26 protein-coding genes and 1 other annotated feature are annotated in these 26581 nt (G+C 45.0%); of the genes, 2 read left to right on the forward strand and 24 right to left on the reverse strand.

What is annotated here, in order from left to right; translation table 11 throughout:
• From DMI82_RS20630 to DMI82_RS20035, 9 genes are all read right to left on the reverse strand, one after another.
• Positions 1 to 143 (reverse strand): helix-turn-helix domain-containing protein (locus DMI82_RS20630; RefSeq protein ID WP_158526418.1); only part of this gene is annotated, 143 nt, incomplete at its 3' end.
• Positions 143 to 565: an IS200/IS605 family transposase gene (gene tnpA, locus DMI82_RS03180; protein ID WP_110102477.1), complete on the reverse strand. Its 423-nt coding sequence runs from the start codon at positions 563 to 565 to the stop codon at positions 143 to 145. The genes tnpA and DMI82_RS20630, both read right to left, overlap by 1 nt.
• Before the next feature lie 53 nt (positions 566 to 618).
• Complete coding sequence (locus DMI82_RS03185; protein ID WP_110102478.1) at positions 619 to 1170, reverse strand: class I SAM-dependent methyltransferase; 552 nt, start codon at positions 1168 to 1170, stop codon at positions 619 to 621.
• Positions 1171 to 1210: 40 nt separating this feature from the next.
• Positions 1211 to 1912 carry a transglutaminase-like domain-containing protein gene (locus tag DMI82_RS03190; protein WP_015527132.1) on the reverse strand — a complete coding sequence of 234 codons (702 nt, stop codon included), beginning with the start codon at positions 1910 to 1912 and terminating at the stop codon, positions 1211 to 1213.
• A complete protein-coding gene (locus DMI82_RS03195) occupies positions 1902 to 2570 on the reverse strand; it encodes a class I SAM-dependent methyltransferase (protein ID WP_044962031.1) in 669 nt (222 codons plus the stop codon). Before DMI82_RS03195 ends, DMI82_RS03190 begins: the two co-directional genes overlap by 11 nt.
• A 14-nt stretch (positions 2571 to 2584) precedes the next feature.
• Complete coding sequence (locus tag DMI82_RS03200) at positions 2585 to 3496, reverse strand: ketopantoate reductase family protein (RefSeq protein ID WP_044962024.1); 912 nt, start codon at positions 3494 to 3496, stop codon at positions 2585 to 2587.
• A 19-nt stretch (positions 3497 to 3515) separates the two neighbouring features.
• Positions 3516 to 4298 (reverse strand): ZIP family metal transporter, encoded by a 783-nt coding sequence (locus tag DMI82_RS03205; RefSeq protein ID WP_199579961.1) that lies wholly within the window; start codon positions 4296 to 4298, stop codon positions 3516 to 3518.
• A 168-nt stretch (positions 4299 to 4466) separates the two neighbouring features.
• Positions 4467 to 5009: a 5-oxoprolinase subunit PxpA gene (locus DMI82_RS03210; protein ID WP_330409194.1), complete on the reverse strand. Its 543-nt coding sequence runs from the start codon at positions 5007 to 5009 to the stop codon at positions 4467 to 4469.
• A 257-nt stretch (positions 5010 to 5266) separates the two neighbouring features.
• A complete protein-coding gene (locus tag DMI82_RS20035; RefSeq protein WP_186582132.1) occupies positions 5267 to 5992 on the reverse strand; it encodes a hypothetical protein in 726 nt (241 codons plus the stop codon).
• Positions 5993 to 6004: 12 nt separating this feature from the next.
• Between DMI82_RS20035 and DMI82_RS03215 the strand changes: the two genes are divergently transcribed.
• Both DMI82_RS03215 and DMI82_RS03220 read left to right on the forward strand, forming a co-directional pair.
• Positions 6005 to 8317 (forward strand): heavy metal translocating P-type ATPase, encoded by a 2313-nt coding sequence (locus DMI82_RS03215; RefSeq protein ID WP_270416225.1) that lies wholly within the window; start codon positions 6005 to 6007, stop codon positions 8315 to 8317.
• 134 nt (positions 8318 to 8451) lie between these two features.
• Positions 8452 to 8763: an ArsR/SmtB family transcription factor gene (locus DMI82_RS03220; protein ID WP_015527125.1), complete on the forward strand. Its 312-nt coding sequence runs from the start codon at positions 8452 to 8454 to the stop codon at positions 8761 to 8763.
• An 80-nt stretch (positions 8764 to 8843) separates the two neighbouring features.
• Here DMI82_RS03220 and DMI82_RS03225 read toward each other — a convergent pair whose 3' ends face one another.
• From DMI82_RS03225 to sigE, 15 genes are all read right to left on the reverse strand, one after another.
• Positions 8844 to 10961 (reverse strand): glycoside hydrolase family 13 protein, encoded by a 2118-nt coding sequence (locus DMI82_RS03225; RefSeq protein WP_059085403.1) that lies wholly within the window; start codon positions 10959 to 10961, stop codon positions 8844 to 8846.
• Between the two features lie 285 nt (positions 10962 to 11246).
• The gene (gene ftsH, locus DMI82_RS03230; RefSeq protein WP_059085402.1) at positions 11247 to 13094 is read right to left on the reverse strand and encodes an ATP-dependent zinc metalloprotease FtsH; all 1848 of its coding nucleotides are present in this window, start codon (positions 13092 to 13094) and stop codon (positions 11247 to 11249) included.
• 16 nt (positions 13095 to 13110) lie between these two features.
• Complete coding sequence (hpt, locus tag DMI82_RS03235; protein WP_015527123.1) at positions 13111 to 13638, reverse strand: hypoxanthine phosphoribosyltransferase; 528 nt, start codon at positions 13636 to 13638, stop codon at positions 13111 to 13113.
• Positions 13635 to 15077 carry a tRNA lysidine(34) synthetase TilS gene (gene tilS, locus DMI82_RS03240; protein ID WP_044960944.1) on the reverse strand — a complete coding sequence of 481 codons (1443 nt, stop codon included), beginning with the start codon at positions 15075 to 15077 and terminating at the stop codon, positions 13635 to 13637. The genes hpt and tilS overlap by 4 nt, the downstream gene beginning before the upstream one ends.
• 25 nt (positions 15078 to 15102) lie before the next feature.
• Positions 15103 to 16596, reverse strand: a complete 1494-nt coding sequence (locus DMI82_RS03245) for a SpoIIE family protein phosphatase (RefSeq protein WP_110102480.1) — start codon at positions 16594 to 16596, stop codon at positions 15103 to 15105.
• A gap of 119 nt (positions 16597 to 16715) precedes the next feature.
• Positions 16716 to 17030 carry an FtsB family cell division protein gene (locus DMI82_RS03250; RefSeq protein WP_021650636.1) on the reverse strand — a complete coding sequence of 105 codons (315 nt, stop codon included), beginning with the start codon at positions 17028 to 17030 and terminating at the stop codon, positions 16716 to 16718.
• A 111-nt stretch (positions 17031 to 17141) separates the two neighbouring features.
• Positions 17142 to 17423, reverse strand: a complete 282-nt coding sequence (gene yabP, locus DMI82_RS03255) for a sporulation protein YabP (RefSeq protein WP_044960948.1) — start codon at positions 17421 to 17423, stop codon at positions 17142 to 17144.
• 90 nt (positions 17424 to 17513) lie between these two features.
• On the reverse strand, positions 17514 to 17753 hold the full coding sequence (locus DMI82_RS03260) for an RNA-binding S4 domain-containing protein (protein ID WP_015527118.1): 240 nt from the start codon (positions 17751 to 17753) through the stop codon (positions 17514 to 17516).
• Positions 17754 to 17826: 73 nt separating this feature from the next.
• The gene (locus tag DMI82_RS03265) at positions 17827 to 18120 is read right to left on the reverse strand and encodes an HU family DNA-binding protein (protein ID WP_227573730.1); all 294 of its coding nucleotides are present in this window, start codon (positions 18118 to 18120) and stop codon (positions 17827 to 17829) included.
• 102 nt (positions 18121 to 18222) lie between these two features.
• Positions 18223 to 19956: a phospho-sugar mutase gene (locus tag DMI82_RS03270; protein WP_110102481.1), complete on the reverse strand. Its 1734-nt coding sequence runs from the start codon at positions 19954 to 19956 to the stop codon at positions 18223 to 18225.
• A gap of 98 nt (positions 19957 to 20054) precedes the next feature.
• Positions 20055 to 21029, reverse strand: coding sequence for a hypothetical protein (locus tag DMI82_RS03275; RefSeq protein ID WP_022427359.1), 975 nt, complete (start codon positions 21027 to 21029; stop codon positions 20055 to 20057).
• A gap of 59 nt (positions 21030 to 21088) precedes the next feature.
• On the reverse strand, positions 21089 to 22429 hold the full coding sequence (locus tag DMI82_RS03280; protein ID WP_059085400.1) for a CCA tRNA nucleotidyltransferase: 1341 nt from the start codon (positions 22427 to 22429) through the stop codon (positions 21089 to 21091).
• 211 nt (positions 22430 to 22640) lie between these two features.
• A complete protein-coding gene (gene proS / locus DMI82_RS03285; RefSeq protein WP_015527114.1) occupies positions 22641 to 24080 on the reverse strand; it encodes a proline--tRNA ligase in 1440 nt (479 codons plus the stop codon).
• A gap of 158 nt (positions 24081 to 24238) precedes the next feature.
• Positions 24239 to 24448, reverse strand: a binding site (T-box leader).
• A gap of 230 nt (positions 24449 to 24678) precedes the next feature.
• Complete coding sequence (locus DMI82_RS03290) at positions 24679 to 25884, reverse strand: alpha-L-rhamnosidase-related protein (protein ID WP_302471436.1); 1206 nt, start codon at positions 25882 to 25884, stop codon at positions 24679 to 24681.
• On the reverse strand, positions 25877 to 26551 hold the full coding sequence (gene sigE, locus DMI82_RS03300; protein WP_235812409.1) for an RNA polymerase sporulation sigma factor SigE: 675 nt from the start codon (positions 26549 to 26551) through the stop codon (positions 25877 to 25879). The genes DMI82_RS03290 and sigE overlap by 8 nt, the downstream gene beginning before the upstream one ends.
• Positions 26552 to 26581 lie beyond the last annotated feature (30 nt).

Here is a 26581-nt window from a genome sequence, read left to right on the forward strand (position 1 = left end):
CCGATCTTTTCCCCATTTTCATAGCCTTCCTTACGCATGGCAAGTCCCCGGTTGTAGATGAACCGGCAGCATCCCAGGGTCTGATGGATGAAGTTTTTCTGTTCTCTGTTCGGGTAGATTCTAAATTTAATTCCTTTTTGCATTATCCCATCTTATCCTTTTGTCTCTGCGATGTTTTCTGGTTTTCAATATACTGTTTTACTGTTTCCAGCGGAGCACCGCCCACCGTCGATACAAAATAGCTGTTTGTCCAGAGAGTCGGCATTTTCGTTTTAAGATAGGGAAATTCATGTCTTAAAATTCTGGACGTATAGCCTTTAAATGACTTTACAGCTTTGTGGATGCCAAACTGAGGATCTACTTCCAAAAGCATATGAACATGATCTGGCATGATCTCCATTTCCAGAATGTCTACAGAAAGATTTGTAGCATACTCTGTGAGCAGCTCCTTCAGCCGGACGTCCACACCGTTAATTAATACTTTTCGTCTATACTTTGGACACCATGCTACATGGTATTTACAGGAATAGACGACATTGTTGTTTGATTTATATGTTGTGTTCATATTTATATTATACTATAGTTCATTAGTTAATACAATTACTATTTTGTCCATCTTCAATTACTTGCATAAATTCGATGGACGCGTCTTATATCCCCATAACTGAAGCAAGGGGTTTTACGACGCATTGGATAAAAACAGGCAATGAAATCGCCGCCTGGTTTCAAAACACGCCATATTTCATGAAATGCTTTTTGCTTATCAAGAAATGTATGAAAACCATTCATACTGACAACGGTATCAACAGATTCATCCTCCATTTGCAGGTTTCCCACACCCCCCTGAATACATTTGATATGCGCATGACTACCAAGTCTTTTTCTGGCTTGTTCAAGCATATCCATGCTGTAATCAATACAAGTAATATGTGCATTTTTCAGAGAGCTCCATTTGTTTTCCGTAAATACAGCAGTTCCAACCGGAACATCAAGAAGCTTTCCTGAAAAGTCATCAGGAACATATGATAAAACTTTTCGTGCTATATCATTATCATCCGTGCCACTCCAAAATAGCTTAATATACAGTTTGCTGAAAATATTTCTTTGCGTAAGAACATCGTCATATATATTTTTTGATGTTTCATAAGCATTTTGTATTTTGTCTGCCATATTACCCTCCAAATTTAATTTTAATTCTAAAAGCTTAAAACTATCGTTCTCTAATCTTCCTGACATTACGATTCATGAGGTGTCTTCCAATATGTCTATAAGCAAATGCTTTAAAGGCTGAAATTTCTTGATGATGTTCCTTCAACAGTTCATCTGGACAATCATAAACACCAAAATCCTGATTGATTCCCTCGCTCTGAATATAAGTATTGTTCCTATCAAACTCAATAATGAGATTTCTGAAATCCTTGACTGCTACTCCATAACCGCAAAATGCACCTGTACATTCCGAATTTTGTTCCTGTAACTTCTTTATGTAGGTTTTATCCAAAATGAAAGCTTCCAGTTCGTACCACTGATTTTCGAAATTAATTTCTACCCAGCTATGGAAAATACTTTTTGGAGCATTACGGTAAACAAACCCGGTCATAGCCCCTTTCTGCAATCTTTTATCAATCGTAAAACCATGTACTCTGCATGGAATATTGCAGGCACGTAAAAGTGCCATAAATAAAGTTCCTTTTGTATTACATTGTCCATAACCATCTGCAAGTACTTTTGAAGCTGAAATTCCGTCATCAATATTATATCCAAATAAAACATCATCTCTTACATAGTTGTAGATTGCCTTAATCCTTTCAAATTCACCCATTTCCTTCCATTTCATATTTTGAATAAGTTTTTGAATTGCCGGATTAGAAAAATCAACCATTCGTGTTTCCCTAAGATACTTATCTTTCATTTCCTATCGCCTTTCCCATAGGTTTTCTCACAACACAATGCATTCGCATACCTTTACGAATTTCAAATTTTTCTACTTTTAATCCTGCTTTTTTGCAACATTTTATGACCACATCTCTTGTTGGCACTTGGACATCTCCATGTCCGCATATATTTGCCAACGGCATTTCCAATGTATTCATTAGCCATACCAATACTTTATTGTCACTGGTCACATCTCTCAGTATCAATCTTCCATTTGGGCGAAGACATCTTTTCACACTGTCAAAAAATGCCTGTGGATCCGGATAATGATGGAAGCTCATAGAACAAATAATTGCATCAAATGAATCCTTTTCAAAAGGAAAGTTCTCACAGTCTCCTACAACAAATGTTGTATTTGGTATATTTTTCTTTTTTGCCTGTTCAATCATTGCCGGAGTCAGATCCAGTCCTGTATAATACCGGTCTGGATGTTTTTCTGCTAATAAAGAAATCATCGGAGCAGGCCCACAGCCTGCATCTAATAAATCTCTAAATGGCTCCTTCTCTAATTCTTCCAGAATATCCGGATAATCTTTCTTGCACATTTCGTAAATGCCAGCATGGTTACTTTCATATCTTCCTGCTGCTTTTGTAAACTCTTTAATTGACAATTTTTTATATTCTTCATTTTTCATGCTTTTTTCTCCAATCACTGTACCTTTTTCGCCTTGCATCCGCATTTCTTCATTTTTTTCATATAAGCATAAAACTGCTTATGCAATTCCCTCATTTCATCTGGTGCCTTCATAGCATGTTGATACATAAATTTATCTCCAAAACTGCTTCCAAATGTAACTGCCAGCATAATCGTCAGAAATGACAATGGTAAAAAGCGAAAAATATTCATTTTCCATGGTGACAGTTTACCCTTTTGTTTTCGCCAAAAATTAAAATTTCTTTTCAGCCTTTCTGCTGTTTTCCTCATGATTTTCCATTCTTTTCCCACTTTCTCCGGATCGTCTGATTCATAATACGCATCTGCAATCGGTACCACCATAGCAAGATGACAAAGCTGCCATAGATGCATATCCGTTACTTTCTGGTATGGTATATGAGCATGCCTCAATATCTCTGAAAACTGCTTAGTTCTTTCGGATTTATTTCCTGATATTTCTGCAAATGTTGTTGGCTGAATCAACCTTGGAGTAAGTGCTGCATCAAGGATACCATCATCATTTATACTTCCGCCTGCTCCTGGAAAAGCCGGTAATATTCTTCCTTTTCCGACAATGTCTTCCCATTTATTGTAACTGTCCAGTGAATTTATCATTGTAACAATCGTATTACTTTTATTATTTTTCAATTCAGTAAGTGCTTCATACAGCTGGTTTTCCCGGACAGTAAGCAAGACAAAATCATAAATATCATCGTTTGGTAGTTCTCCAAGAATCCTAATCTCTGCCTTTATTACTTCCTGATTTTTCTTATATTTCAATCCATTATTTCTTAAAGCCTCAAGTCTTTTACCTCTGGCATAAATATTTGTATCATAACCGGCTTCTGCAAATAAAGCCGCATACAAGGATCCAATCACACCAGCACCATAAATCAATATTCTCATAAGAATCTTTCCTCTCCTCTTACCCCAGTGCCACATCCAAGATCATCATCAAACTAAATCCAAGTGCAAAGAAAAGCGTACCGATATTCGAGTGCTGTCCCTGAGACATTTCCGGAATTAGTTCTTCAACCACGACATATAACATAGCTCCTGCTGCAAAGCTGAGTAAATATGGTAATGCCGGGATTACCAGCTGTGCGACAAGAATCGTCATTACTGCTCCAATCGGTTCAACGACTCCTGAAAGTACACCTCCCAGAAATGCCTTTCTCTTACTTTCACCCTCTGCCCTAAGCGGCATGGATATAATCGCTCCTTCTGGAAAATTCTGGATAGCAATTCCAAGTGATAAAGCAAGTGCACTTGTTGCTGTAATCTGTGCATTTTCAGCAAGAAATCCTGCATACATTACACCAACTGCCATACCTTCAGGGATATTATGTAATGTAACTGCCAACACCATCATCGTAGTACGGCCAAGTTTGCTTTTCGGTCCCTCTGTCTGATCACTTCCAACATGAAGATGTGGAATCAAATGATCAAGTGCGAGTAAAAACAATATACCAATCCAGAACCCAACAACTGCCGGAACAAACGATAAAGTTCCCATATTCTTAGATTGTTCAATTGCCGGAATCAGAAGACTCCAGATTGAAGCAGCAACCATTATACCTGCTGCAAACCCTGCAAGTGCACGTTGCAGTAACTTGCTAAGTGTTTTTCTCATAAAAAACACGCATGCTGCACCTAGCGTTGTTCCAACAAATGGAATCAGTATACCTTCAAAAACATTCATTAGCATTATGTATTCCTTTCTGTATAATCAAAAGTACTTTCACATCGTTTTATTGTTAGTTTTAACTAACTATCATATATAAAAGAAACCGTGCAAAAAGCAAACTGTAATTTCACACGATTTTCCTTATGTTTAAGTATATCACTTCCGAAATCATATAACAATATAATTCTTTTAACAATTTACAAGAGAAAGATCATCCATGTATGCACGATCTGCAAAAATCTCAGATGCTGTGCGAAGTCCCTTGCTCTCAGCGATATCACCAAGAACTGCTCCTGCACAGTAATAAACGATCAGATCTTTGTCATACTCGCAGATTGCCTCACAGATCGCTGTGGAAATATCCTCGTCATACTGGCAGCCATTCCCCATTGCTCCATGAGGAGCGACATGCTGAAGCTTCATTCCGTAGCTCTTGGTAAATGCAGCCAGTGCTCCGATCTGGTATCTGACGTAATTCTTAACTTCATCATGAGAGAGAACCATCTTTCTTCGTCCAAAGCCAAGAAGATCCGGATATCCAGGATGGGCTCCAACCATAACGCCACGTTCCTTTGCCATGCGGACTACCTTATCCATCACCATCGGATCGCCTGCATGCCAGCCACATGCTACATTTGCTGTTGTGACATATTTGATGATCTCTTCATCGCCACCAAGCTTATATGCGCCAAAGCTCTCACCCATGTCACTGTTTAAGTCGATACTGTACATGTTGCTACCTTCCTTTCCTTCTTTACTTGTTGAAAGTATAACATGTTAAATAAAAATAATAAAATAGATTATTTTTTCAGAATATATTAATATTTTCTATATTTCTTTTGCAATAAATTTTACTTTTCTTTGATCCGTTCTTTGAAAAGCTGTTGACAAAGATTTTTATATATGATTAAATAGTCATATGAACATTAATTCATATATTCATATAAAAAACAAACGAATCAGCAAGGAGAGTTCATATGGAAGAAAAATTAAAGAAAGATTCCATGAAGTCCGCAGATTCCTGCGGCTGCGGTCACGAGCATGCGCATCACAGCCATGATGAGCATGAAGAACATCACGATCATGAGCACCATCACCATGATGAGCACTGCGTCTGTGGTTGCGAGAATCATGACCATGAAGATCATGAACATGAGCATCATCACCACCATGAGCACTGCGGCTGTGGTTGCGAGGATCACGAGCACGAACATCATGCACATGAGCATCATCATCACCATGACGAGCACTGCGGCTGTGGTTGTGAGGATCATAAACATGAACATCATGAACACGAGCACCTTCACCACCATGACGAGCACTGCGGCTGTGGCTGCGAGGATCCCGAACACGAACATCATGCACACGAGCACCTTCACCACCATGGCGAGCACTGCGGCTGTGGCTGCGAGGATCATAAACATGAACATCATGAACACGAGCATCCTCATCACCATGACGAGCACTGCGGCTGTGGTTGCGAGGATCATAAACATGAACATCATGAACATGAGCATCATCATCACCATGACGAGCACTGCGGCTGTGGTTGTGAAGATCATAAACATGAACATCATGAACACGAGCACCTTCACCACCATGACGAGCACTGTGGTTGTGGCTGCGGGGATCACGAGCATGAGCACCATGATCACTCCCACAATGCTCTCACCGCAAAGCGTGTCTACATTCTGGAGAACCTCGGCTGCGCTCACTGTGCTTCCAAAATGGAGGAACGGATCCAGGCTCTTGAAGGCGTCGAAAGCGCTACCATTACTTTTGCAACAAAACAGCTTCGCTTAGGGGCTGCAGATCCAGACGCTCTGCTTCCGCAGATCCGCAAGATCTGCACATCCATTGAGTCTGAAGTTAAAGTTGTTCCGAGAAATCCAGCTCCGGCAGCTTCCACTGACACAACAACCAAGACCTATCTTCTGGAGAATCTAGGCTGCGCTCACTGCGCTTCCAAAATGGAGGAACAAATTGCAAACCTTGAAGGCATTTCCGAAGCAACCATCACTTTTGCAACAAAACAGCTTCGCTTAACTGCAAAGAATCCGGATCGATACCTGGATCAGATCCGTAAGATCTGTACATCCATTGAATCCGAAGTTCTTGTAAAAGAAAAGGATCCGAAGCCAAAGGCTCAGTCCCCAAAAACAGTGACTCACACAACCGCTTCCAAGAAGAAATTTTTCTCCAAGGAAAACATAGATATCATCTGTATTATCATCGGTGCAGTACTCTTCGTTGCCGGAGAGATCATGGAACACAAAGGCTTTGGTACCAGTGCCACTCTTCCTGTATTTGTGATCGCATACCTGGCGCTTGGGGGTGTTATCGTTGTAAAAGCTGCCAAAAACATCTCTCACGGACAGATTTTTGACGAAAACTTTCTCATGAGCATTGCAACACTTGCCGCTTTTGCCATCAATGATTCTGCTGAGGCCGTAGGCGTTATGCTCTTTTACCGCATCGGCGAGCTTTTTGAGGAAAAAGCCGTTGAACGAAGCCGCGGGCAGATCATGGATGCCGTAGACCTTCGTCCGGAAGTTGTAAACCTGGTCACAAGCGATGATATCCAGGTAATTCCCTCTGAAGAGGCTCAGATCGGAGACATTCTTCTGGTCCGTCCCGGAGACCGCATCCCTCTTGATGGTATCGTAATTGAGGGAAACAGCCGTATCGACACTTCTCCGATCACAGGAGAGCCTGTACCGGTTGCTGTAAATGAAGGTGATGAGATCACTTCTGGCTGCGTCAACACCTCCGGCCAGCTTAAGATCCGCGTGGAAAAACCTCTGGAAGAATCCATGGTCACTCGTATTCTGGATTCCGTAGAAAACGCGGCAGCAAGCAAACCGAAGATCGACCGCTTTATCACACGTTTTGCCAGGGTTTATACTCCTTGTGTTGTAGGAATCGCAGTGGCAACTGCCATACTCCCATCCCTTGTTACCGGAAACTGGCATTACTGGATCTACACAGCCATTACTTTCCTGGTAATGAGCTGCCCTTGTGCTCTTGTACTTAGTATCCCGCTGGCCTTCTTCTCCGGGATCGGTGCCGGTTCTAAAAAGGGTATCCTTTTCAAGGGTGGCCTTTCCATCGAAGGATTAAGTAAGCTCGGCGCTGTGATCATGGATAAGACCGGTACTATCACAGAGGGTAACTTCCAGCTTCAGAAGGTTGTTGCCACCGGTAAATACACGGAAAATGAACTCCTTTCCATGTGTGCAGGCTGTGAACAGAACTCCACACATCCTATTGCAAACAGCATCGTTGCTGCCGCAAAGGGACGTGAGATCCAATTTGAAAAACCGATCTCCCTGGAAGAAATTTCCGGTCACGGGATCGTTGCGGAAATGCCGGAGGGAAAAGTTCTCTGCGGAAATCGCAAGCTGATGGATAAATTCGGAGTTACAATCGGAGAATTAAAGGAAGCCGCTTACGGTTCTGAAGTATTTATGGCAGTAAACGGAACCTTCGCAGGATATATGCTGATCTCCGATACCATCAAACCTGACGCAAAGGAAGCCATTGCTTCTCTGAAAAAGCTTGGTCTCCACACCGTTATGCTCACTGGAGACTCCGAAGACAGTGCACAGGCTGTAGGAAAAGATACCGGGATCGATGAGATCTATGCAAAGCTTCTTCCGGAGGATAAGCTCAATGCCCTGAAAAAGGTCCGCCAGGCACATGGAACGGTTATGTTTGTCGGTGACGGTATCAACGACGCTCCTGTTCTTGCAGGTGCTGATGTAGGTGCTGCCATGGGAAGCGGTGCAGATGCTGCCATTGAAGCCGCAGATGCCGTATTTATGAATTCCAATGTAGATGCGATTCCTCAGTCTATCGCCATTGCACGAAGCACAAACCGTATTGCATGGCAGAACGTAATATTTGCCCTGGTGATCAAGATCGCAGTTATGATCCTTGGTCTTGCCGGACATGCCAACATGTGGATGGCCGTATTTGCAGACACTGGCGTTGCCATGATCTGCGTGCTGAATTCCATTCGTATCCTGTATAAAAAATAAGCTCCGTTCTGCAGGGCAGATATCCTGCAGCGGATCCCTGTGCATCCATACAACTCCCCAGTGATGCAGAAAAGAATTTGACCGGTGCGTTTTTTTCAGCTACAATAGAAGTTAACAGTTTGGAGGATGCGCAAATGAAGAAAACACATATAGATTACCCAATCAATGATGATACACTGTACCGGCTTGCCGACCTGTTCAAGGTTTTCGGTGATCCTACCAGGATCCGTATCCTGTACGTACTTTCTGTGGAAGAACTCTGTGTTCAGGATATTGCCGATCGTCTTTTCATGACCCAGAGTGCCATTTCCCATCAGCTCCGGGTACTGAAGCAGATGTCACTAGTCAAATTTCGAAGAGATGGAAAAACCATTTACTACTCCCTGGCAGACAGCCATGTGGCAACCATCATGAATCAGGGTCTGGAACACGTTACAGAAGAATAACTCATAAAACACAATGCAAAAAGCCAATCTGCTTCCTAATGGAAGAACAGATTGGCTTTTTTCTCTGCCTTACTCGTGCATCATTTGTATTTATCCCTCGCCCTGTGGTGAAGCACCATCGCTCCGTATGCAGGCATCTTCACCTGAAGAATCCCTGCATCTGCAATATATTCTTCCGGCATTTCCGTATAACCCTCTCCGGAAGAAAGCATCAGGCGCTGAAAAGCCGTTGCTTCTTTCCGGCTTACACCGGTTTTCCAGGCTGTTACCCTTATGTCTCTCTCCTGATCCTGATTATTAAGGATCACTATGATCTGTTCAGAATCAGAAAAACGACCATAGCTCAAGCCCTGATGATCGTTCCACAGAAATTCCAGGGAACCTTTTGCAAGAATCGGATATGCCTTGTGTATGCAGATCATACGTTTATGAAAGTCCAGCATCTCCTGGTCTTCTTTTCCCCAGGGATAAGTTCTGCGGTTATCCGGATCTGTAAAGCCGCAGACGCCGGCCTCATCCCCGTAATATACCGTAGGCGAACCAGGCCACGTCATCTGAATCACAACAGCCTCTCTCATGATAGCAGGATTGATGCCTGCAGATGCTGCCTCTGCGCCTGCGTAGGAAAGCCTTCCTACTCTGTGATTGGTCCTTGTCAGAAATCTGGAATGGTCATGGTTTGAAAGCTCATTCATGGCTCCATAAAGCGCGCCCATATGCAAAGACTGCATATGATGCTTCATCGCCCCGATAAAGGCCTCACTGTTGCCATAAAGGTCCTCCCGGTACTCATCACTGTGCTTCTCCATTCCGGTCAGGAACCAGGTTACAGGCTCCATAAAAGCGTCATAGTTCATAACCGTATCCCACTCATCGCCGCGAAGCCAGCTTTCCGGATTTCCGTAGTGTTCTGCAAGGATCACTGCATCAGGATTGGCTTCTTTTACTGTCCTCCGGAACTCTTTCCAGAAATGATGGTTAAAATCATTACTGTGGCCCAGATCTGCAGCTACATCCAGTCTCCAGCCGTCTACGTTATACGGCGGCGAAACCCATTTTCTGCCCACATCAAGAATCGTCCGGCAAAGCTCCTCAGATTCTTCGTAGTTCAGCTTTGGCAGGGTATCATGGGTCCACCAGCCGTCGTAGGTTGGATTATAGGGCCAGCGGTTCTGATCCTGGAAGCAGAAGAAAGAACGATAAGGGCTGTCCGCCGAAACATAAGCCCCCTTCTCGTAGCCTTCCTGATTTTCGTAGATCCGTTCCCTGTCCATCCATTTATTAAAGGATCCGCAATGGTTAAATACCCCATCCAGGATCACTTTCATCCCTCTTCTGTGAATTTCCTCCACAAGCTCCTGAAAAAGCTTATTACTGGCCTCCAAATTCCGTTTATCGGTCACACGGCGGATATACTTAAGGGCATGACTGTTATCACTGTCTCCGGGACTTAACAGACCATCACAGTCCGCTACGATCCTTCCGATATGCGGATCGATATGATCGTAATCCTGACAGTCATACTTATGGTTGCTGGGAGAGACAAAGACCGGATTCAGATAGATCACATCTACTCCAAGCTCCTGAAGATAATCTAGCTTATCCATAACTCCCTGAAGATCGCCGCCATAAAATTCCCGGACACCCATCACAGCCGGAACCTTTTCCCAGTTATCCACTTTTACGGAAGTGTCCCCGATATAGAAATATTCCCCTGTTTCCACATCATTGGAAGGATCTCCGTTACAGAAACGATCCACATAAATCTGATACATCACAGCACCCTTCAGCCACTCAGGCACATGATATCCGGGATAGATCTCAAATTCTGTCCTTTCCTCATGTCTGGTGCTTACACCATTTGTATCATAATAACAGGTAACAAGTCCTGAATGGATCTCAAAGTAATATCGTACAAGATCTTTTCCCATTACGATCTGTGCAGTATAATAATCAAAGCTTCCGGAAGTTTTTTCCCGCTTCATTTCCAGATATTCTCCGTCATGCACAAGACAGACGTTGTCCACGTTATTTCTCTGGGTACGAAAACGGATCGTAACTGTATCACCTTCCCGCGGCTCCACAGGTGTACGGTAATATTCCGTCCCGTCACTGAACATTGCGTCTTTATTTAATACCGGACTCATATTGAGTATATACCGCATCTTCTTTGCAGTCTCCATGCTTTCATATAACATTCTATCTTCCTCATTCCGTTTTTAGTACCATGTTTTAAATATATTATCTTAATTTTTCCATCCCGCAAGCATATATATCTGTTTTCTCCGTAATTCGTCTTTTATTTTTGGGCAGTAAAAAAGGCAGCTGGTTAAGCTGCCTTTTTTGGAGAAGGTATTTCTTCTTATGGGGTGTAGCAAAAACTATATAATGTATTGGGGGGTTTTTACGGTATTTATAGTACCATGTGTCCACCAAAAAGTGTGCACAAAGTTCACAAAATTCAATATTTTTTTTTGTGCATTTTATTCGTTTGTTTTTGCAACCTCTTCTTTTTCTGTTGTAAAAAGTGCTTCAAACTCTTCACGATGTATCTTTTCCTTCTCGAGAAGAAGGGCCGCACAGCTGTGAAGAACGCCGATATTCTCACGGATGATACTCTCTGCGTTCTCATGGCACTCACGGATGATACGGGAAATCTCCCCATCGATCTCTCTTGCCACTTCCTCACTGTAGCCTCTGGTATGTGCCAGATCACGGCCGATAAATACCTCATCGTCATCGTTGCCGTAAGCGATCAGACCAATTTTTTCAGACATACCGTATTTCATTACCATAGAGCGTGCAGTCTCTGTGGCACGTTTGATATCATTGGAAGCACCGGTGGTGATATCTCCGAAGATGATCTCCTCAGCCACACGTCCGCCAAGAAGCGTGGTGATATCCTCCAGCATTTTGTTCTTTGTATTAAACATCTCATCATTATCCGGCAGCGGCATGGTGTAGCCGGCAGCTCCCATTCCCGTAGGGATAATGGAAATGGTGTATACCGGATCCATATGAGGAAGTACATGGAACAGGATCGCATGGCCTGCTTCATGATAAGCTGTGATCTTTTTCTCTTTATCAGAGATGACCTTGCTCTTCTTTTCTGCACCGATCCCGACCTTGATGAATGCTTTCTTGATATCCTTCTGCATGATATAAGGACGGCCCTCTTTTGCAGCATCAATGGCAGCTTCGTTAAGAAGATTCTCCAGATCTGCACCTGTAAATCCTGCGGTTGTCTGGGCAATCTGGCGAAGATCCACATCATCTCCCAGCGGTTTGTCCTTGGCATGGACCATAAGGATCTCTTCTCTGCCCTTGACATCTGGGCGTCCCACATCGACTTTACGGTCAAATCGTCCCGGACGGAGGATCGCAGGATCCAGAATATCCACACGGTTGGTCGCTGCCATTACGATGATTCCTTCATTTACTCCAAAACCATCCATCTCTACAAGAAGCTGGTTCAACGTCTGCTCTCTCTCATCGTGGCCGCCGCCCATACCGGTTCCTCTCTGACGGGCTACCGCATCGATCTCATCAATAAAGATGATGCACGGTGCATGACGCTTGCCCTCTTCAAAAAGATCTCGTACACGGGAAGCACCGACACCAACAAACATCTCCACGAAATCGGATCCGGAAATGGAGAAAAACGGAACTCCGGCCTCTCCTGCAACTGCCTTCGCGAGAAGAGTTTTACCTGTTCCCGGAGGGCCCACAAGGATCACTCCTTTCGGGATCCTGGCACCTACCTTGGTATACTTCTGTGGGGATTTCAGGAAATCCACCACTTCCTCCAGATCCTCCTTCTCCTCCTGAAGACCTGCAACATCCTTGAACGTTACTTTCTTATCATCAGGGGACGACATCCTGGCTCTGCTTTTTCCGAAATTCATCATCTTCGCATTGCTTCCGCCGCCTCCAGACATCTGCCGGTTCATCATCATAAAGAAAAAGAGAAGGATCGCGCCGGTAAGCACTACCGGAAGTACTGTTCCGATCATGGAGCTGTCCTTGGGTACATTGCGGATCGTCGGATCGATATCATGTTCTTCAAGAAGCGCCTCCGCTTCCTTTACATCGGTTACGTAGACTGTCTTCTGACCATCTGAAACAATGTTTGCTGTTACATAACCGGTGGGCACTTCTCTGTTCTGATGGATCACCGCATCCGTCACTTTGTCTTCTTCCAGAGCCTTTTCCAGCTGGCCCATTGTGTAGCTGCCCTGGGTAGATACCTGGTCATTGAGATACAGATATCCTGCAATCAGTGCCACAATAAGCAGAAGGTACAGGCCTATCTTACCTGAATGCTTGCTCACTTGGTTAAATCTCCTTTCAGTCCTGAAGCTCCACTACTCCGATGTAAGGAAGGTTTCTGTATTTCTGGGCATAATCAAGTCCGTATCCTACTACAAACTCGTCCGGAATATTGAAGCAGCAGTAATCTACCTCTACATCTGTCACACGTCTCTCCGGTTTGTCAAGAAGTGTACAGAGTCTGATGCTTGCCGGATGTCTGCCCTTCAGGATACGCAGCAGATAGCTTAAGGTTCTGCCTGAATCAATGATATCCTCTACGATCAGAACATCTTTCCCGTCCAGTGGTTGATCCAGATCCTTGACGATCTTTACAACACCGCTGGATTTCGTATCATCACCGTAACTGGACACAGACATGAAATCCAGTGTTACCGGGCGTGTGATCCTCTTGGCAAGCTCACACATAAAGAAAACGCCGCCTTTCAGAACGCAGATCATGTGTACATCTTTTCCGTCATAATCCTTGTTGATCATATCTGCAACTTCCTGGATACGGGCATCTACCTCTTCTTCACTGAGTAAAACCCTGATTTTTTCGCTCATGCTAAAGCTCCTCCTTGGTAATGTAATTCTAACACTCTCCCTGTAGTGGAAGTGATCTTATACTTCTCGTTCATCCGTCCTCCCGGGATCCAGAGTATCTCAGATCCTACCGCAACAACCGGAAGCCTGTCTCTCATCTCCGCCGGAATCTTCTCATCAATAAAGATCCGGTTCAGCTTCTTTCTTCCGCCTTCACTGTTTACAGTAAGATAATCTCCCTGTCTTCTAGTCCGAACGCATGGACTATTTTTTATTTTATCATAATCAAACCATTTCGTATACTTTTTTTCTTCAATCTTCTGTTTCTTATAAGAAAAAATTTTCGACTCAAAAACTCCGAAAGGACTTTCCAGAATTCCAGGTACCGGAAGCTCCATAGACATTTCTCTGAGACCTGCTGATACTTTTTTTTCAGTGGAAGCAGCATTCTCTCTGTCTGATGCAGAGTTCTTTTTCAGACATACCCCTCTGTACTGTCGTATTACCCGCAGCGATTCCGGAAGGTTGATATAACGACCGTTTTCTTTTTTTTGAAGCGAAAGGACCTGGTCCACATGAAGAGATGTAAAGTCCTTACGTTTTCCTGCCAGTATCTCAAACGCCTCCATCACCGCATATTCCTGAAGGATAGGATCCTGTGCAAAAAATTTTTCATCCAGAAGATAGCCATTTTCTTTCCGGCAGCCTGCCAAAAGCTCCCTTCCCTTTTTCTGAAGATACGAATCTGCCTCTGCCAGAACCCGTGCGGTTTCTGCCATATGCTCCACCGCTTTTGCATTGATCTTCTGTTCCATAGCCGGAAGAATATGGTTACGGATCCGGTTTCTTGTATAGTCATCTGAAAGATTGCTGCTGTCTGTGATATAGGAAATACCTCTCTCTTTCAGATAATTGACGATCTCCTTCCGTTCTAAACACAAAACCGGCCGGATGATCTCACCATTTACCGCCTGTATCCCAGAAAGTCCCCGGATACCGGTTCCCCTTGCCAGATGATGCAGCATAGTCTCTGCCAGATCGTTGCGATTATGTGCCAGCGCAACCCGGAACTGTCCGTTCTTTTTTGACTGTTCTCCGGAAAAACCAAGTCTCTTTTTTTCCTCCTGAAACGCCTGTTTTCGCACGATCCTTCCGGTTTCTTCTTCTCCCAGCTTCCACTTTCCGGAAAGCTCCGGAACCGGATAATGCCTGGACCGGAAAGGGATTCCCCAATCCCGGCAGATTTTTTCCACAAACTGCTCATCCCTGTCCGCCTCCTGGCCCCGGATCCCATGATGGACATGAACCACTTCCATGGAAAAACCGATCTCTTTCTGAAGACTTTTCAAAATATGAAGCATTGCTATGGAATCCGCCCCTCCGGAAACCCCTGCCACAACCATATCCTCTGCTTTCAGCATCCGATTGTCTCTGATATATTTTCTTACACGTGTGATCATTTTTTCTCCTGTAACCAAAAATACTCTATTTTTTCCACAATCCTGCCACAACTACTGTCATATCATCCCTGGCATGATAATCACTGTATCCCAGGACCCTTTCCAGTATTCCCCGTCCCATCTCCCTGGGCTCTTTTTCCCGGACATCCATAATGATCTCCTTCATGGTTTCCTCTTCCCGTTCTGTAGGAAGCGCATCCAGAACTCCATCTGTCATCATGATCAGATAATCTCCATGATAAAGCTTCCTTGAGGCAGTATCAAAATCCAGCTGCTGGACCAAGCCTGCTGCAAGATTTTCCGAAGCAATGGATTCCACCCAGTGATCTCTTTTAATAAATGTGGAAGACGCCCCTGCTTTCAGAAAATCACAGATCCCGGTATAAAGATCCACCGCACAGATATCAACAGTAGAAAACATCCCTTCCCGTCCTTTCAATAGCAGTGCGGAATTCACCATTCTGGCAGCTGTCTCCTGAGAAAAGCCGGATTCCAGAAACTGTTCCAGAAGTTCTACCACGATCTCGCTTTCTTTAAACGCTTCTATTCCGGAACCCATCCCATCAGACAGACAGAGAAAAAACCTGCCATCCTCTTCCTGACGACAGATATAATTGTCTCCGGAAACCTTTTCCGCTTCTCTTGTAAGCCGCGCTACTCCGTAAAGCATCTGATAACTGACATCCTCCACAAAATGGACCATACGAAAATCTCCATTTACAATACTGCGGCTGCCGGCGTCCGGCGTCATGGAGTTTCCGCAGATCCTGGACAGGATCTGTGCGATCTCTGTCATGGAAACACACTGTCCGCTCCTGGCTCTCAGATTCAGAAATATCTGCCGTCTTCCTTCGATCTTATCCATGACCCAGACATTCTTTACAAGTACATGCTTTTTACGAAGAGCCTTTTTCAGATCTTCCTGAAACTGCGGATCTGCCGGCATGATATCATACAGCTCTTCTGCCATATGATCCATGATCCTCGAGATTTCCGTCAGCTGCTGTGCAACTGCAAGCCGGCTTTCGATCATCCGGTTATCCCACACGAGATTCTGCCTTTCTTCACGAAATCCCTCATTCAGGACCTGAAAATACTGGGCGGAACGGCCACATGCTCCCATCCATTCACTGCGTGCTCTCTGGATGCTTTCTTCATTGCCTTCCTCCATGGTACGAATCATATTCTCACTGCCCCGCATGGTGTCCCCGGCACGCTCTCCCCAGCAGATCTCTCTCTGATAACATCTGGAACATACAGCCGCACTGGTGTCCGATATGATACGGTTCAGCTGTCCTCCGCTCAAAAATTCCTTACGGTAAGGCATTCCGTAGAATGTATCCGCAAGCTTCCGGAAGGATGCTGCATACCGTTCCACTTTTTCCTTCTGGGGATGGCTTTCACAAAGCGGCAGCATTTCTTCTTTTTCCTTCGTTTTTCCCGAAAAGACAGTTTTTGCCATGTCCCGGAGTATCAGCAGTATGCTGACTACGAGCATGGCAATGATCCATTCCTGCATATTTTCCCCTCCCCTTATAACCTTCACTGACTGAACATTATAAAGGAAGATCCCTGAAATATCTGTCAAAGCCGCACGAAAATGTCAAAAAAAATTTCGTCGAAACCTTTGATTTTCAGCTATTTTTCTTCCTGAAACACGATCTCGTTGTCTTTCACAAGTCCCAGCTTCTCACGAGCCGCCTCTTCCACATATTCGTCGGTCTTCATATGTTCTTTCTCTGCTTCGATCTCCTTGGTACGTTCCTTCTCACTTTCAATGGACTTCTCCAGTGCTGTAGCTTTGGAATCATAATAATCCCTGCGCCGTTCCAGAGTCTTACTCTGCAGCATAAGGCTTCCCAGCAACACCAGTGCGATCACCATGATCCCCGCCATGCCAAGATAATTATATCCGATCCGTTTTTTTTCTTTTCCATTTTTTGGATTTTTCAATCTGCTGCTCCTTTTTTACACAATCTGACCTCTTTACCTTTTACGAGCTTATACATCCAAATTTTACAACTTCTTCAAAAAAATATCAACCGGTTTGCTGTCATTTTAGCTTTAATGGAACAGTCTTTTTAAAAGGGATCCTTCTTTTTTGTCCTTTTTCCTGCCAAGATAGGTAAGACTGTCGATTTTTCCCTCCAAGCTAAGCTGCCCGCTTTTCAGATCAAGATGTTTTACATGAAGTCCTTCGCCTTTTATGGATAACTTTCCTTCCTCTGTATGCAGCAGTATTTCTTTTTCATCGAAAGAGATCACCTCCCGGATTCCCGTTATGGTGCCGCCTTTCTGCCGCTCCAGCATCAGACTGTGAAATGCTGCCGGTTTCTTCTCGTCCAATCCATACCTCCCTGGGGATGATTTCTCTTTTATTTTATGAAAAATCCATCCGGAATAGACCATCACGCCCAAACGGCAGCTGTCCCTGCATCAGATATAGCGGAACATGCTTTCCACCTCATCCTTTTTTACCGTTTCCTTAACTTCCAGGACTTCAACCTTTACATTACGGCTTCCAAACTGGATCTCCACAGTGTCACCGGTCTTTACCTGTACAGAAGCCTTGGCCGGCTTGTCATTGACCAGAACTCTTCCTGCATCGCAGGCTTCATTTGCCACCGTACGGCGTTTGATCAGTCTGGATACTTTCAGATATTTATCAAGACGCATAATTTTTCCTCCTAAAAAAGCAGGGGAAACCAAAAACCGGTTTCCCCTGCCGTTATCACTCTGAACCAACAGATTATTTACCGTTGACAACGTCCTTTAAAGCTTTTCCTGCTTTGAACTTCGGAGACTTGGAAGCCTCGATCGTCATGGTCTCACCAGTCTGAGGATTTCTTCCCTCTCTTGCAGCTCTTGTGCTTACTTCGAAAGTTCCAAATCCAACCAGCTGAATCTTCTCGCCTTTTTTCAGTTCATCTGTTACAACATCGATAAAAGATTTCAGAACAGCTTCTACATCTTTCTTGGAAAGATTGGTGTCTTTCGCCATTGCTGCCACTAACTCTGTTTTATTCATGGTGTTTCCTCCTATAATTGATGTTCTCTTATTTTTGACTTTGCTTTATATATATACCGCTTTTGGCTTATAATGTCAAGGTTTTTCGCATATTACAGGCGGAATGTGACCATTTTATCATTTCATGGAATCAACCATTTCAAGAACAGCCTTGCCCATTGCATCGGATTTCTCGTCTGCATCTGCAAGAGATGTTCCCTTAACGCCATAATAGAATTTAACCTTAGGCTCTGTTCCGGACGGTCTTACGCAAACCCATGCATCATCGGTAAGCTCATAGTAGAGAACATTGGAATTCGGAAGTCCTGTCGGCTTCTTCTCACCTGTTGCAAGATCTGTGATCTCATCCAGCTTGTAGTCACGTACAGCAGTCACCTTATGTCCGGCAAACTCAGCAGGCGGATTCTGACGAAGTGTTGTCATGATCTCCTGGATCTTCTGAAGACCCTCGATACCCTTCATGGTAACTGCCTGAATGGCATCCTTATAGTAACCGAACTCCTCATACATATCGATCATTGCATCCCAAAGAGTCTTGCCCTGTGTCTTATAGTAGGCAGCAGCTTCGCAAAGTGCCATGGTAGCAACAATGGCATCCTTGTCTCTTGCATAGGTTCCGATCAGGCAGCCGTAGCTCTCCTCAAATCCGAAAAGATATGTACCCTTGCCACTGTTCTCAAATCCGAGGATCTGCTGTCCGATGTATTTGAATCCGGTAAGTACTTCGATAAGATTCACGTTGTATCCCTTGGCAATGGCATCTGCCAGGTTTGTTGTAACGATAGTCTTTACAAGAGCTCCGTCCTCCGGAAGGCTTCCGTTTACAGCCTTTCTCTGGCTCAGCTCATAGTTTGCAAGAAGGCATCCGGACATGTTACCGGTAAGATCATGATACTTTCCGTTTTTATCCTTTACGCGGACGCCAAGACGGTCTGCATCCGGGTCTGTGGCAAGTACGATGTCTGCATCCACTTCCTTCGCAAGCTTAAGGCCAAGCTCAAATGCCTCTGCTGCCTCCGGGTTCGGATAGCTGACTGTCGGGAAATCCCCGTTCGGAAGCTCCTGCTCCGGTACTACATATACATTCTCAAATCCAAGCTCTTTAAGGATCCTTCTGGCCGGGATATTGCCGGTTCCGTGAAGAGGTGTGTAAACGATCTTCAGGTTCCTGCCCTCTGCCTGGATCGCATCCATATGGATGATCTGTTTCTTAAGCTCTGCCATGTAAGCATCATCGACAGCCTGTCCGATCACTTCGAAAAGTCCTGCCTTTACTGCGTCTTCCTTGTCCATGGTCTTTACGGTATTCCAGTCGGAGATCGCCTTTACCTCGCCCATGATACCGGAATCATGAGGTGGTGTGATCTGCGCGCCGTCCTCCCAGTAAACCTTGTATCCGTTGTATTCCGGAGGATTGTGGCTGGCTGTTACGTTGATACCTGCCACACAGCCCAGATGACGTACTGCAAAGGAAAGCTCCGGTGTCGGACGAAGTGTCTCAAAGATATAAGCCTTGATCCCGTTTGCTGCCAGGCAAAGTGCTGCTTCCTGGGCAAACTCCGGTGACATATGACGGGAATCATATGCGATAGCAACTCCCTGGGATTTCTTGTCAACCTTGGCAATATAGTTGGCAAGCCCCTGGGTTGCTCTTCTTACCACATAAATATTCATACGGTTGGTACCTGCGCCGATGATACCACGCAGGCCTGCCGTACCAAACTCAAGATCCATATAAAAACGCTCTTTGATCTCATTCTCGTCGTCTTTGATCGCTTTCAGTTCTTCTTTTGTCGCCTCATCGAAGTATGGGTTTTCAAGCCACTGATTATAGATTTCTTTATAATCCATGTTCCAAAATACCTCCCTGTTTCTTTATATAAGATACTTAATATTATATAACAATTTTCAGAAAAAGGGAAGTTTTGTTTTTGTCACATTCAGAATCATTACTGCCTGAAGCACTGTTTTGAAAATTCCTCCCACTGTTTTTTCTGATGGATCAGGGTTCTCAGCTTTTCCACATTTTTTCCGGAGATCACAGCCTTGTTATGTGTATAATAATGGTTTGCCAGTTTCCAGTATTTTTCCGGATAACAGAACCGGACTCTCAGGTTCTGCCACTCAGACTCCGAGAGCGGCCGTACGGAATCATATGCAGAAAGCATCTTCTGCGCGAGGTGCAGATCCCAGCTGTATTTCTCCAGGATTTTCCGCATAAAGCGGTACAGATCTGCCATCTGCACATCAAAGCTCCAGTGACTGAAATTCGTCACCGCTGTGTTTTTCCCAAGTATCAGCACATTATGCTGATTATATTCGCCATGACAGATACTGCCACTTTGAAGAGACTGCTGCCGCAGATTTTTATAATCCGTGGTTTCCAGCATAGCTGCCGCTTCTTCTCCTTTTTGCAGAAACCATTCCACGCTTTTCAGATAATCTTTCTCAAAAGAATTGACCGCTCCTTTTTTTCGGATAAAACGGCGTATTTTTTTCATTTCCTGATTATGCCGGATATATTCTTCCTGCAGATTTCTTCCCGCATAATCCATTTCCACAGGAAGCTGCATGATCTTGTGGATCTGTGCCAGAGTCCGGATGCTTTTTAAAATATCGTTTTCGGATCTCGTGTCACATTCCCGTCCCTCAAACCAGATCTGTGCAGTATATGGAACAGAATCTTTGTCCCTGCTTACCAGTACGCCTTCCCTGTTTCTGAGATAGGCGTCCACAAGACAGTTCTGTTCTTTCATTTTTTCAAGAAGCTGCTGCTGCATGGAAAGCTTTTTTTCCGAGCCATGAAATTCCCGGAGTATCACCGGACCTTTTTCTGTCCGGCACAGAAGTGCCCCCCGCACCCTGCCGGAGAATGAAGCTGTAAGCCCATACTGCTCCAGCACGCTCAACCCATAATCATACAAAAAAGTTCCCCCCTGCCTTATTTTACGTTCTATTTTATGCAGGGGGGATTTTTGTTATTCTATTCGGTTTTTATGCTGTCTTTTTCTGCTGTTTCAAGAAGTTTTTCTTTTGTATTAAGGGTTGGATCTTTCAGCACACAGTCAAGAAGTCTTTCGAGCAGTGCTCCCAGTGCCGGTCCAGCCGGATGTCCTGCCTTTATAAGATCCTTTCCGGAAACTGCCAGGGTTTTCAGAGATGTACATTCACCTCTTTCAAGGATCCCCTGATAAGCTTCCGTCACACCGCTTAACCGTGCCAGCTTCTCCTCCCTCCTGTAAGTGCTCTGGGATAAAAGATCTGCCTTCTGCACTTTCAGATACAGCGGAAAAAGCTCTTCTCCGATAAGATTCACAGCTCTCCGCACATCCTCGGCGTCCGGAGTGGGACGAAGATCATGATACCGGATCAGACGACAGGTATTTCGGATCGTTACATTATCAAATTTCAGACGGCGCAGGATCTTTCCTGCCAGCTTTTCGCCTGCCGGTCCGTGAGTCTTAAAGTGGTCTCTTCCATTCTCATCTGTCTTTTTTACAACCGGCTTGGCAATGTCATGAAGAAGCATGGTGATACGGAGAAGCCGGTCATTCTCGATTTCTGTAAGACTTTTCAGAATGTGCTCTCCCACGGTATAGCAATGATGAGGGGTATTCTGCTCGGTTTCCATACAGGCGTCAAATTCCGGAAGAAATTCCCGGGTAAGACCTGTCTCCCAGGCGGTTCGGAGATAATCCGGATGATCGGATACCAGAAGCTTTACAAGCTCTGTCTGGATACGCTCTGCACTGACATGCTCCAGATTCCCCGACATCCGCGCCAGTGCCGCTTTCGTATTTTCCTCCACAGTAAAACCAAGCTGTGCGGAAAAACGCACTGCACGGAGCATACGAAGGGCATCCTCTGTAAAACGTTCTACCGGATCACCAACACAACGGATGATCTTCCCATTGATATCTTCCATTCCACCAAACAGATCCACCAGTCCATGTTCCGGATGATACGCCATGGCGTTGATGGTAAAATCTCTTCGTTTCAGATCTTCCTCAAGACTCCTGGTAAAGGTCACGGCATCCGGGTGGCGGCCGTCATGATATTCTCCGTCCACACGGTAGGTTGTCACCTCAAAGCCCTCTTTGCCCATCATTACAGTTACTGTTCCATGCTGGATCCCCGTATCTACAGTTCTGTGAAAAAGCTCCTTCACCTGCTCCGGAAGTGCAGAGGTGGTGATATCCCAGTCTCCAGGCACCCGATCCAGGATAGAATCCCTGACACAGCCGCCTACAACATATGCCTCATAGCCGGCAGCATTCAAGGTCTTCAGTATCTGCGCTGCCTTTTGTGGTATATTAATCGTCATGATAACTCCTCTTGATGATCGCTGCTGTCCGTTCAAAACACGTTTACATTTCGCTGTATTATCTCCATGTCAGCAGCCGAATAATATTCTGATATGTTTTCCTTAACGCTATTATAACATAGATTCATAAAAACAGCGGAGCATATTTTGCCCCGCCGTTGTTTCTGCAATATGATCATCCCACTTTTTTGAAGTGGCCTGCTGTATTTTTTTAGTATGCACGTCCCCAGTAAACCATTTTCTTAGCCGGTTTTCCGCAGCATACGCAAACGTCGCTTAACTGCTCCTGCTCAAATGGCATACATCTGGATGTTGCCTGGAAATCTTCCTTGATCTTGTCTTCACATGCACGATCACCGCACCACATAGCTTTGATGAATCCCGGTTTGCTGTTGATGATCTCACCGAACTCCTCATAATTCTTTGCTACGTAAGTATGTGCCTCTCTGTGTGCACGTGCGCGCTCCAGCATATCATGCTGAATGGTATCCAGAAGCTCTTTTACCTTATCTGCAAGCTCCTCGAAGGATACTGTATATTTCTCACGGGTATCTCTTCTGCAGAGAACTGCCTGACCGTTCTCGATATCCTTCGGTCCACATTCCACACGAAGCGGGATACCACGCATCTCCTGCTCAGCAAACTTGAATCCCGGGCTCTTGTCTGTCGCGTCAACCTTTGCACGGATACCTGCTGCCTTCAGTGCTGCAAGAAGCTCGTCAGCCTTCTCCATAACACCTTCTTTACGCTGCTGGATCGGGATGATCACAGTCTGTACCGGAGCGATCCTCGGAGGAAGAACAAGTCCGCTGTTATCACCGTGAACCATGATGATCGCACCGATCATACGGGTTGTCATTCCCCAGGATGTCTGGTGAACATATTTCAGTGTGTTATCTTTATCTGTGTACTGGATTCCGAATGCTTTGGCAAAGCCATCTCCAAAGTTATGGCTTGTACCGGACTGGAGAGCCTTACCGTCGTGCATCAGAGATTCGATGGTATAAGTAGCCTCAGCACCTGCAAATTTCTCCTTGTCTGTCTTCTGGCCTTTGATGACCGGAATCGCAAGAACTTCCTCGCAGAAGTCTGCATAGATGTTCAGCATCTGGATGGTACGCTGCTCCGCTTCCTCAGCTGTTGCATGAGCAGTATGTCCCTCCTGCCACAGGAACTCTCTGGAACGAAGGAAGGGACGTGTTGTCTTCTCCCAACGGACAACGGAACACCACTGATTATATACCTTTGGAAGATCTCTGTGGGACTGGATCTCTTTCTGGTAGAAATCGCAGAACAGAGTCTCAGAAGTCGGACGCACGCAAAGTCTCTCCTGCAGCGGATCAAGGCCGCCATGAGTCACCCATGCAACCTCCGGAGCAAAACCTTCTACATGATCTTTCTCTTTATCAAGAAGAGACTCCGGGATAAAGATCGGCATGTAAACGTTCTCTACACCGGTTTCTTTAAATCTGCGGTCAAGCTCATGCTGGATATTCTCCCAGATCGCATAACCTGCAGGTTTGATCGCCATACAGCCCTTAACACTTGTATAGCCACAGAGCTCAGCCTTCTTAACAACGTCTGTATACCACTGAGCAAAATCCTCATCCATAGATGTGATGGCCTGTACTAATTTCTTTTCTTTTGCCATGATAAATCTCCTTTTTCTTGTGATCTGTTACATATTGCCGGCTGTCAGGCAGCCACAGCAATCCGGAATCCTTCCAGCTCACTCTTATGTCCCATAAACCGTACACTGCATTTACAATCCCGTTTTACGGACAAAAAAATAAGCCATCCAAATCCCTCACAAGGGACCGAATGACTTCGGCGGTACCACCCCAGTTAACAGCCTGAAAAGCTGTTCTCTCAACACCCGTTAACGCCGGAAACACACGCCACGCTTCAATCACGCAGAGCTCCGAGGCCGGTTCCACAGTTCACGCACAGGATCCTTCCACCAAAGCAGATCCCTCTCTGAGATAATTCCCTGTGTACTATTCTCATCATCGCCGTATCTTTGATATATTTTAGGCGAAAACCACCTCAAAGTCAACCCCAAACAAAAAAATATAACAAGTCTCTCTGCTATGAGTTACTGTTCACTCCGTTCTCAGTAACACGCTTCGCGATGCACAGAATTTATGTTAATCGCATAAATTCGCATGGTATGTCTCGGGTTTTCTGTGACCTTCGCTCACAAAAAACACCTCGCGGGACATTGCCAGTGAACAGTAACTGCTATACTCCTATTCCTTCACAGACACAGCCGGCATCTCCAGATACCTGTTCAGATCTTCTGTGAGAATATGGAGCTTAGTTCTGGTATCCTGTTCCTGGTACGTCAGCCGGCCTGCGATCCTGGTGATATAATCCTCTTCTTCGATGATCTCACAGGTCTCAGGAAAATTGATATCATAATACTGTGCAAGATAAGATACCCAGTAATCCACCGGCACATATCTGTCTGCGGATAACACGGATTCTCTTCTGAGACAGGACTCCCACACTGCCGGTGAGATCAGCCCTTCTCCTGCAGCTTTCTCAGAGACTCCCAGCATGGCTTCAACAGACGCCTCCAGCTTTACTCTGCAGTTATCCAGCTTGTCTGCATCCCGGATCAGTTTTGCATGGAAAAGTGTTCTTGCATCGTGGATTCCTTCCAGTTTGAAATCACTGTGCTTCCGAATTGCTGCATCGATCAGCTCATCAAATTTATCATCCTCCACGAAGCGCCGGATCAGCTTCTCCTCCCCGAAGAGAAGTTCTGCACCGAACACGGCATGATCCATGGTTCCCGGCTCAAAGCTGTGAAATCTACGGATCTGCTCAAAACGGCCAATATCATGAAGCAGACCGATCAGCTCCGCAAGTTCCACATCTTCACCGGAACATTCCATTTTTCTGGCAATCTCTCCTGCGTATTTCACCACGCCATAGGTATGTACGATCTTCAGACAGATCTGTTCATCCTCCCGGTCGTATTCATCCAGATATTTTTCGAATTCCTGTTTTGCATGTGCAATGTCGATCATTCTGCCACACCCCTTCTTCTTTTGTTCATTCTGTAGCTCTGTAAACACTCTGTATTTATTATATCGAAGGTCTCTGACAAATTCTACTGTATTTCCCGGAATTTTAAATCTTCTCGCTGCTGCCGAATGACTTCCCTGCTCAAGGAGCCAATTATACCCTTCGTTTCCGGAAATGATATCCGGAACAACATGGGCAACACCGCCCTCCTCTGTCTGGTCTGCCTCCACATCACGGAGCCATTTTCGGTAGAAGGAATAGGTATTTTCAAGGAAGCATGCCGTACGGCAGAAGATTTCTGCATCACCGGTCCATCCAAGACGCTCATCTCCCTGTGGTGTCTCAAAAATATTTTTTGGTTTTACTTCCTCCATAAGGGAAACCTGTCCGGTAAACCGTTTTTTCCGGTTTCTTCTATTCATACTTTACGATTTCTTTCCGCAGCCGCTTCATGATCCGCTTTTCCAGGCGGGAAATGTAGGATTGTGAAATTCCTAAAAGATCCGCTACCTCCTTCTGTGTTTTCTCGCTTCCTTCCCGGTTTCCGATGCCGAATCGCAGACGGATGATCATCTGTTCCCGCTTTGTCAGTTTGCTGATGGCTTTTCCAAGAAGTGCGATCTCCACCTCATCTTCCAGACGTCTGGAGATCACATCGTCATCCGTTCCCAGGATATCCGAAAGCAGCAGCTCATTTCCATCCCAGTCCACATTCAGCGGCTCATCAATAGAAACCTCCATCTTTGTTTTGCTGTTTCTCCTCAGATACATCAGGATCTCATTTTCGATACATCGTGATGCATAGGTGGCAAGCTTGATATTTTTTACCGGATCAAAGGTATTGATAGCCTTTATGAGCCCTATGGTTCCGATGGAGATCAGATCCTCCACACCTACCCCTGTATTATCAAATTTCTTTGCAATATAAACCACCAGCCGTAGATTATGCTCGATCAGAACCGACTTTCCCTCTTTTTCCTTTTCTGTTCCCAGCATTTCGATCACTTCAGCCTCCCGTTCCGCTGACAACGGCGCCGGAAGGATATCATTTCCACCAATATAAAAAACCTCTCCCGGACGATTGAACATAAATTTCCGGATTACCTGAAACGGATAGGA

Origin of the sequence: Blautia sp. BCRC 81119, assembly GCF_003184505.1 — a bacterium.
GTDB lineage: Bacteria > Bacillota > Clostridia > Lachnospirales > Lachnospiraceae > Blautia_A > Blautia_A fusiformis.

Bases quoted from the DNA above. Each gene is read 5' to 3' on its own strand.
- tnpA (WP_110102477.1), bottom strand. From the start codon at position 565: ATGAACACAACATATAAATCAAACAACAATGTCGTCTATTCCTGTAAA.
- DMI82_RS03185 (WP_110102478.1), bottom strand. From the start codon at position 1,170: ATGGCAGACAAAATACAAAATGCTTATGAAACATCAAAAAATATATAT.
- DMI82_RS03190 (WP_015527132.1), bottom strand. From the start codon at position 1,912: ATGAAAGATAAGTATCTTAGGGAAACACGAATGGTTGATTTTTCTAAT.
- DMI82_RS03195 (WP_044962031.1), bottom strand. From the start codon at position 2,570: ATGAAAAATGAAGAATATAAAAAATTGTCAATTAAAGAGTTTACAAAA.
- DMI82_RS03200 (WP_044962024.1), bottom strand. From the start codon at position 3,496: ATGAGAATATTGATTTATGGTGCTGGTGTGATTGGATCCTTGTATGCG.
- DMI82_RS03205 (WP_199579961.1), bottom strand. From the start codon at position 4,298: ATGCTAATGAATGTTTTTGAAGGTATACTGATTCCATTTGTTGGAACA.
- DMI82_RS03210 (WP_330409194.1), bottom strand. From the start codon at position 5,009: ATGTACAGTATCGACTTAAACAGTGACATGGGTGAGAGCTTTGGCGCA.
- DMI82_RS03215 (WP_270416225.1), top strand. From the start codon at position 6,005: ATGGAGGAACGGATCCAGGCTCTTGAAGGCGTCGAAAGCGCTACCATT.
- DMI82_RS03220 (WP_015527125.1), top strand. From the start codon at position 8,452: ATGAAGAAAACACATATAGATTACCCAATCAATGATGATACACTGTAC.
- DMI82_RS03225 (WP_059085403.1), bottom strand. From the start codon at position 10,961: ATGTTATATGAAAGCATGGAGACTGCAAAGAAGATGCGGTATATACTC.
- hpt (WP_015527123.1), bottom strand. From the start codon at position 13,638: ATGAGCGAAAAAATCAGGGTTTTACTCAGTGAAGAAGAGGTAGATGCC.
- tilS (WP_044960944.1), bottom strand. From the start codon at position 15,077: ATGATCACACGTGTAAGAAAATATATCAGAGACAATCGGATGCTGAAA.
- DMI82_RS03245 (WP_110102480.1), bottom strand. From the start codon at position 16,596: ATGCAGGAATGGATCATTGCCATGCTCGTAGTCAGCATACTGCTGATA.
- DMI82_RS03260 (WP_015527118.1), bottom strand. From the start codon at position 17,753: ATGCGTCTTGATAAATATCTGAAAGTATCCAGACTGATCAAACGCCGT.
- DMI82_RS03270 (WP_110102481.1), bottom strand. From the start codon at position 19,956: ATGGATTATAAAGAAATCTATAATCAGTGGCTTGAAAACCCATACTTC.
- DMI82_RS03280 (WP_059085400.1), bottom strand. From the start codon at position 22,429: ATGACGATTAATATACCACAAAAGGCAGCGCAGATACTGAAGACCTTG.
- proS (WP_015527114.1), bottom strand. From the start codon at position 24,080: ATGGCAAAAGAAAAGAAATTAGTACAGGCCATCACATCTATGGATGAG.
- DMI82_RS03290 (WP_302471436.1), bottom strand. From the start codon at position 25,884: ATGAATAGAAGAAACCGGAAAAAACGGTTTACCGGACAGGTTTCCCTT.
- sigE (WP_235812409.1), bottom strand. From the start codon at position 26,551: ATGTTCAATCGTCCGGGAGAGGTTTTTTATATTGGTGGAAATGATATC.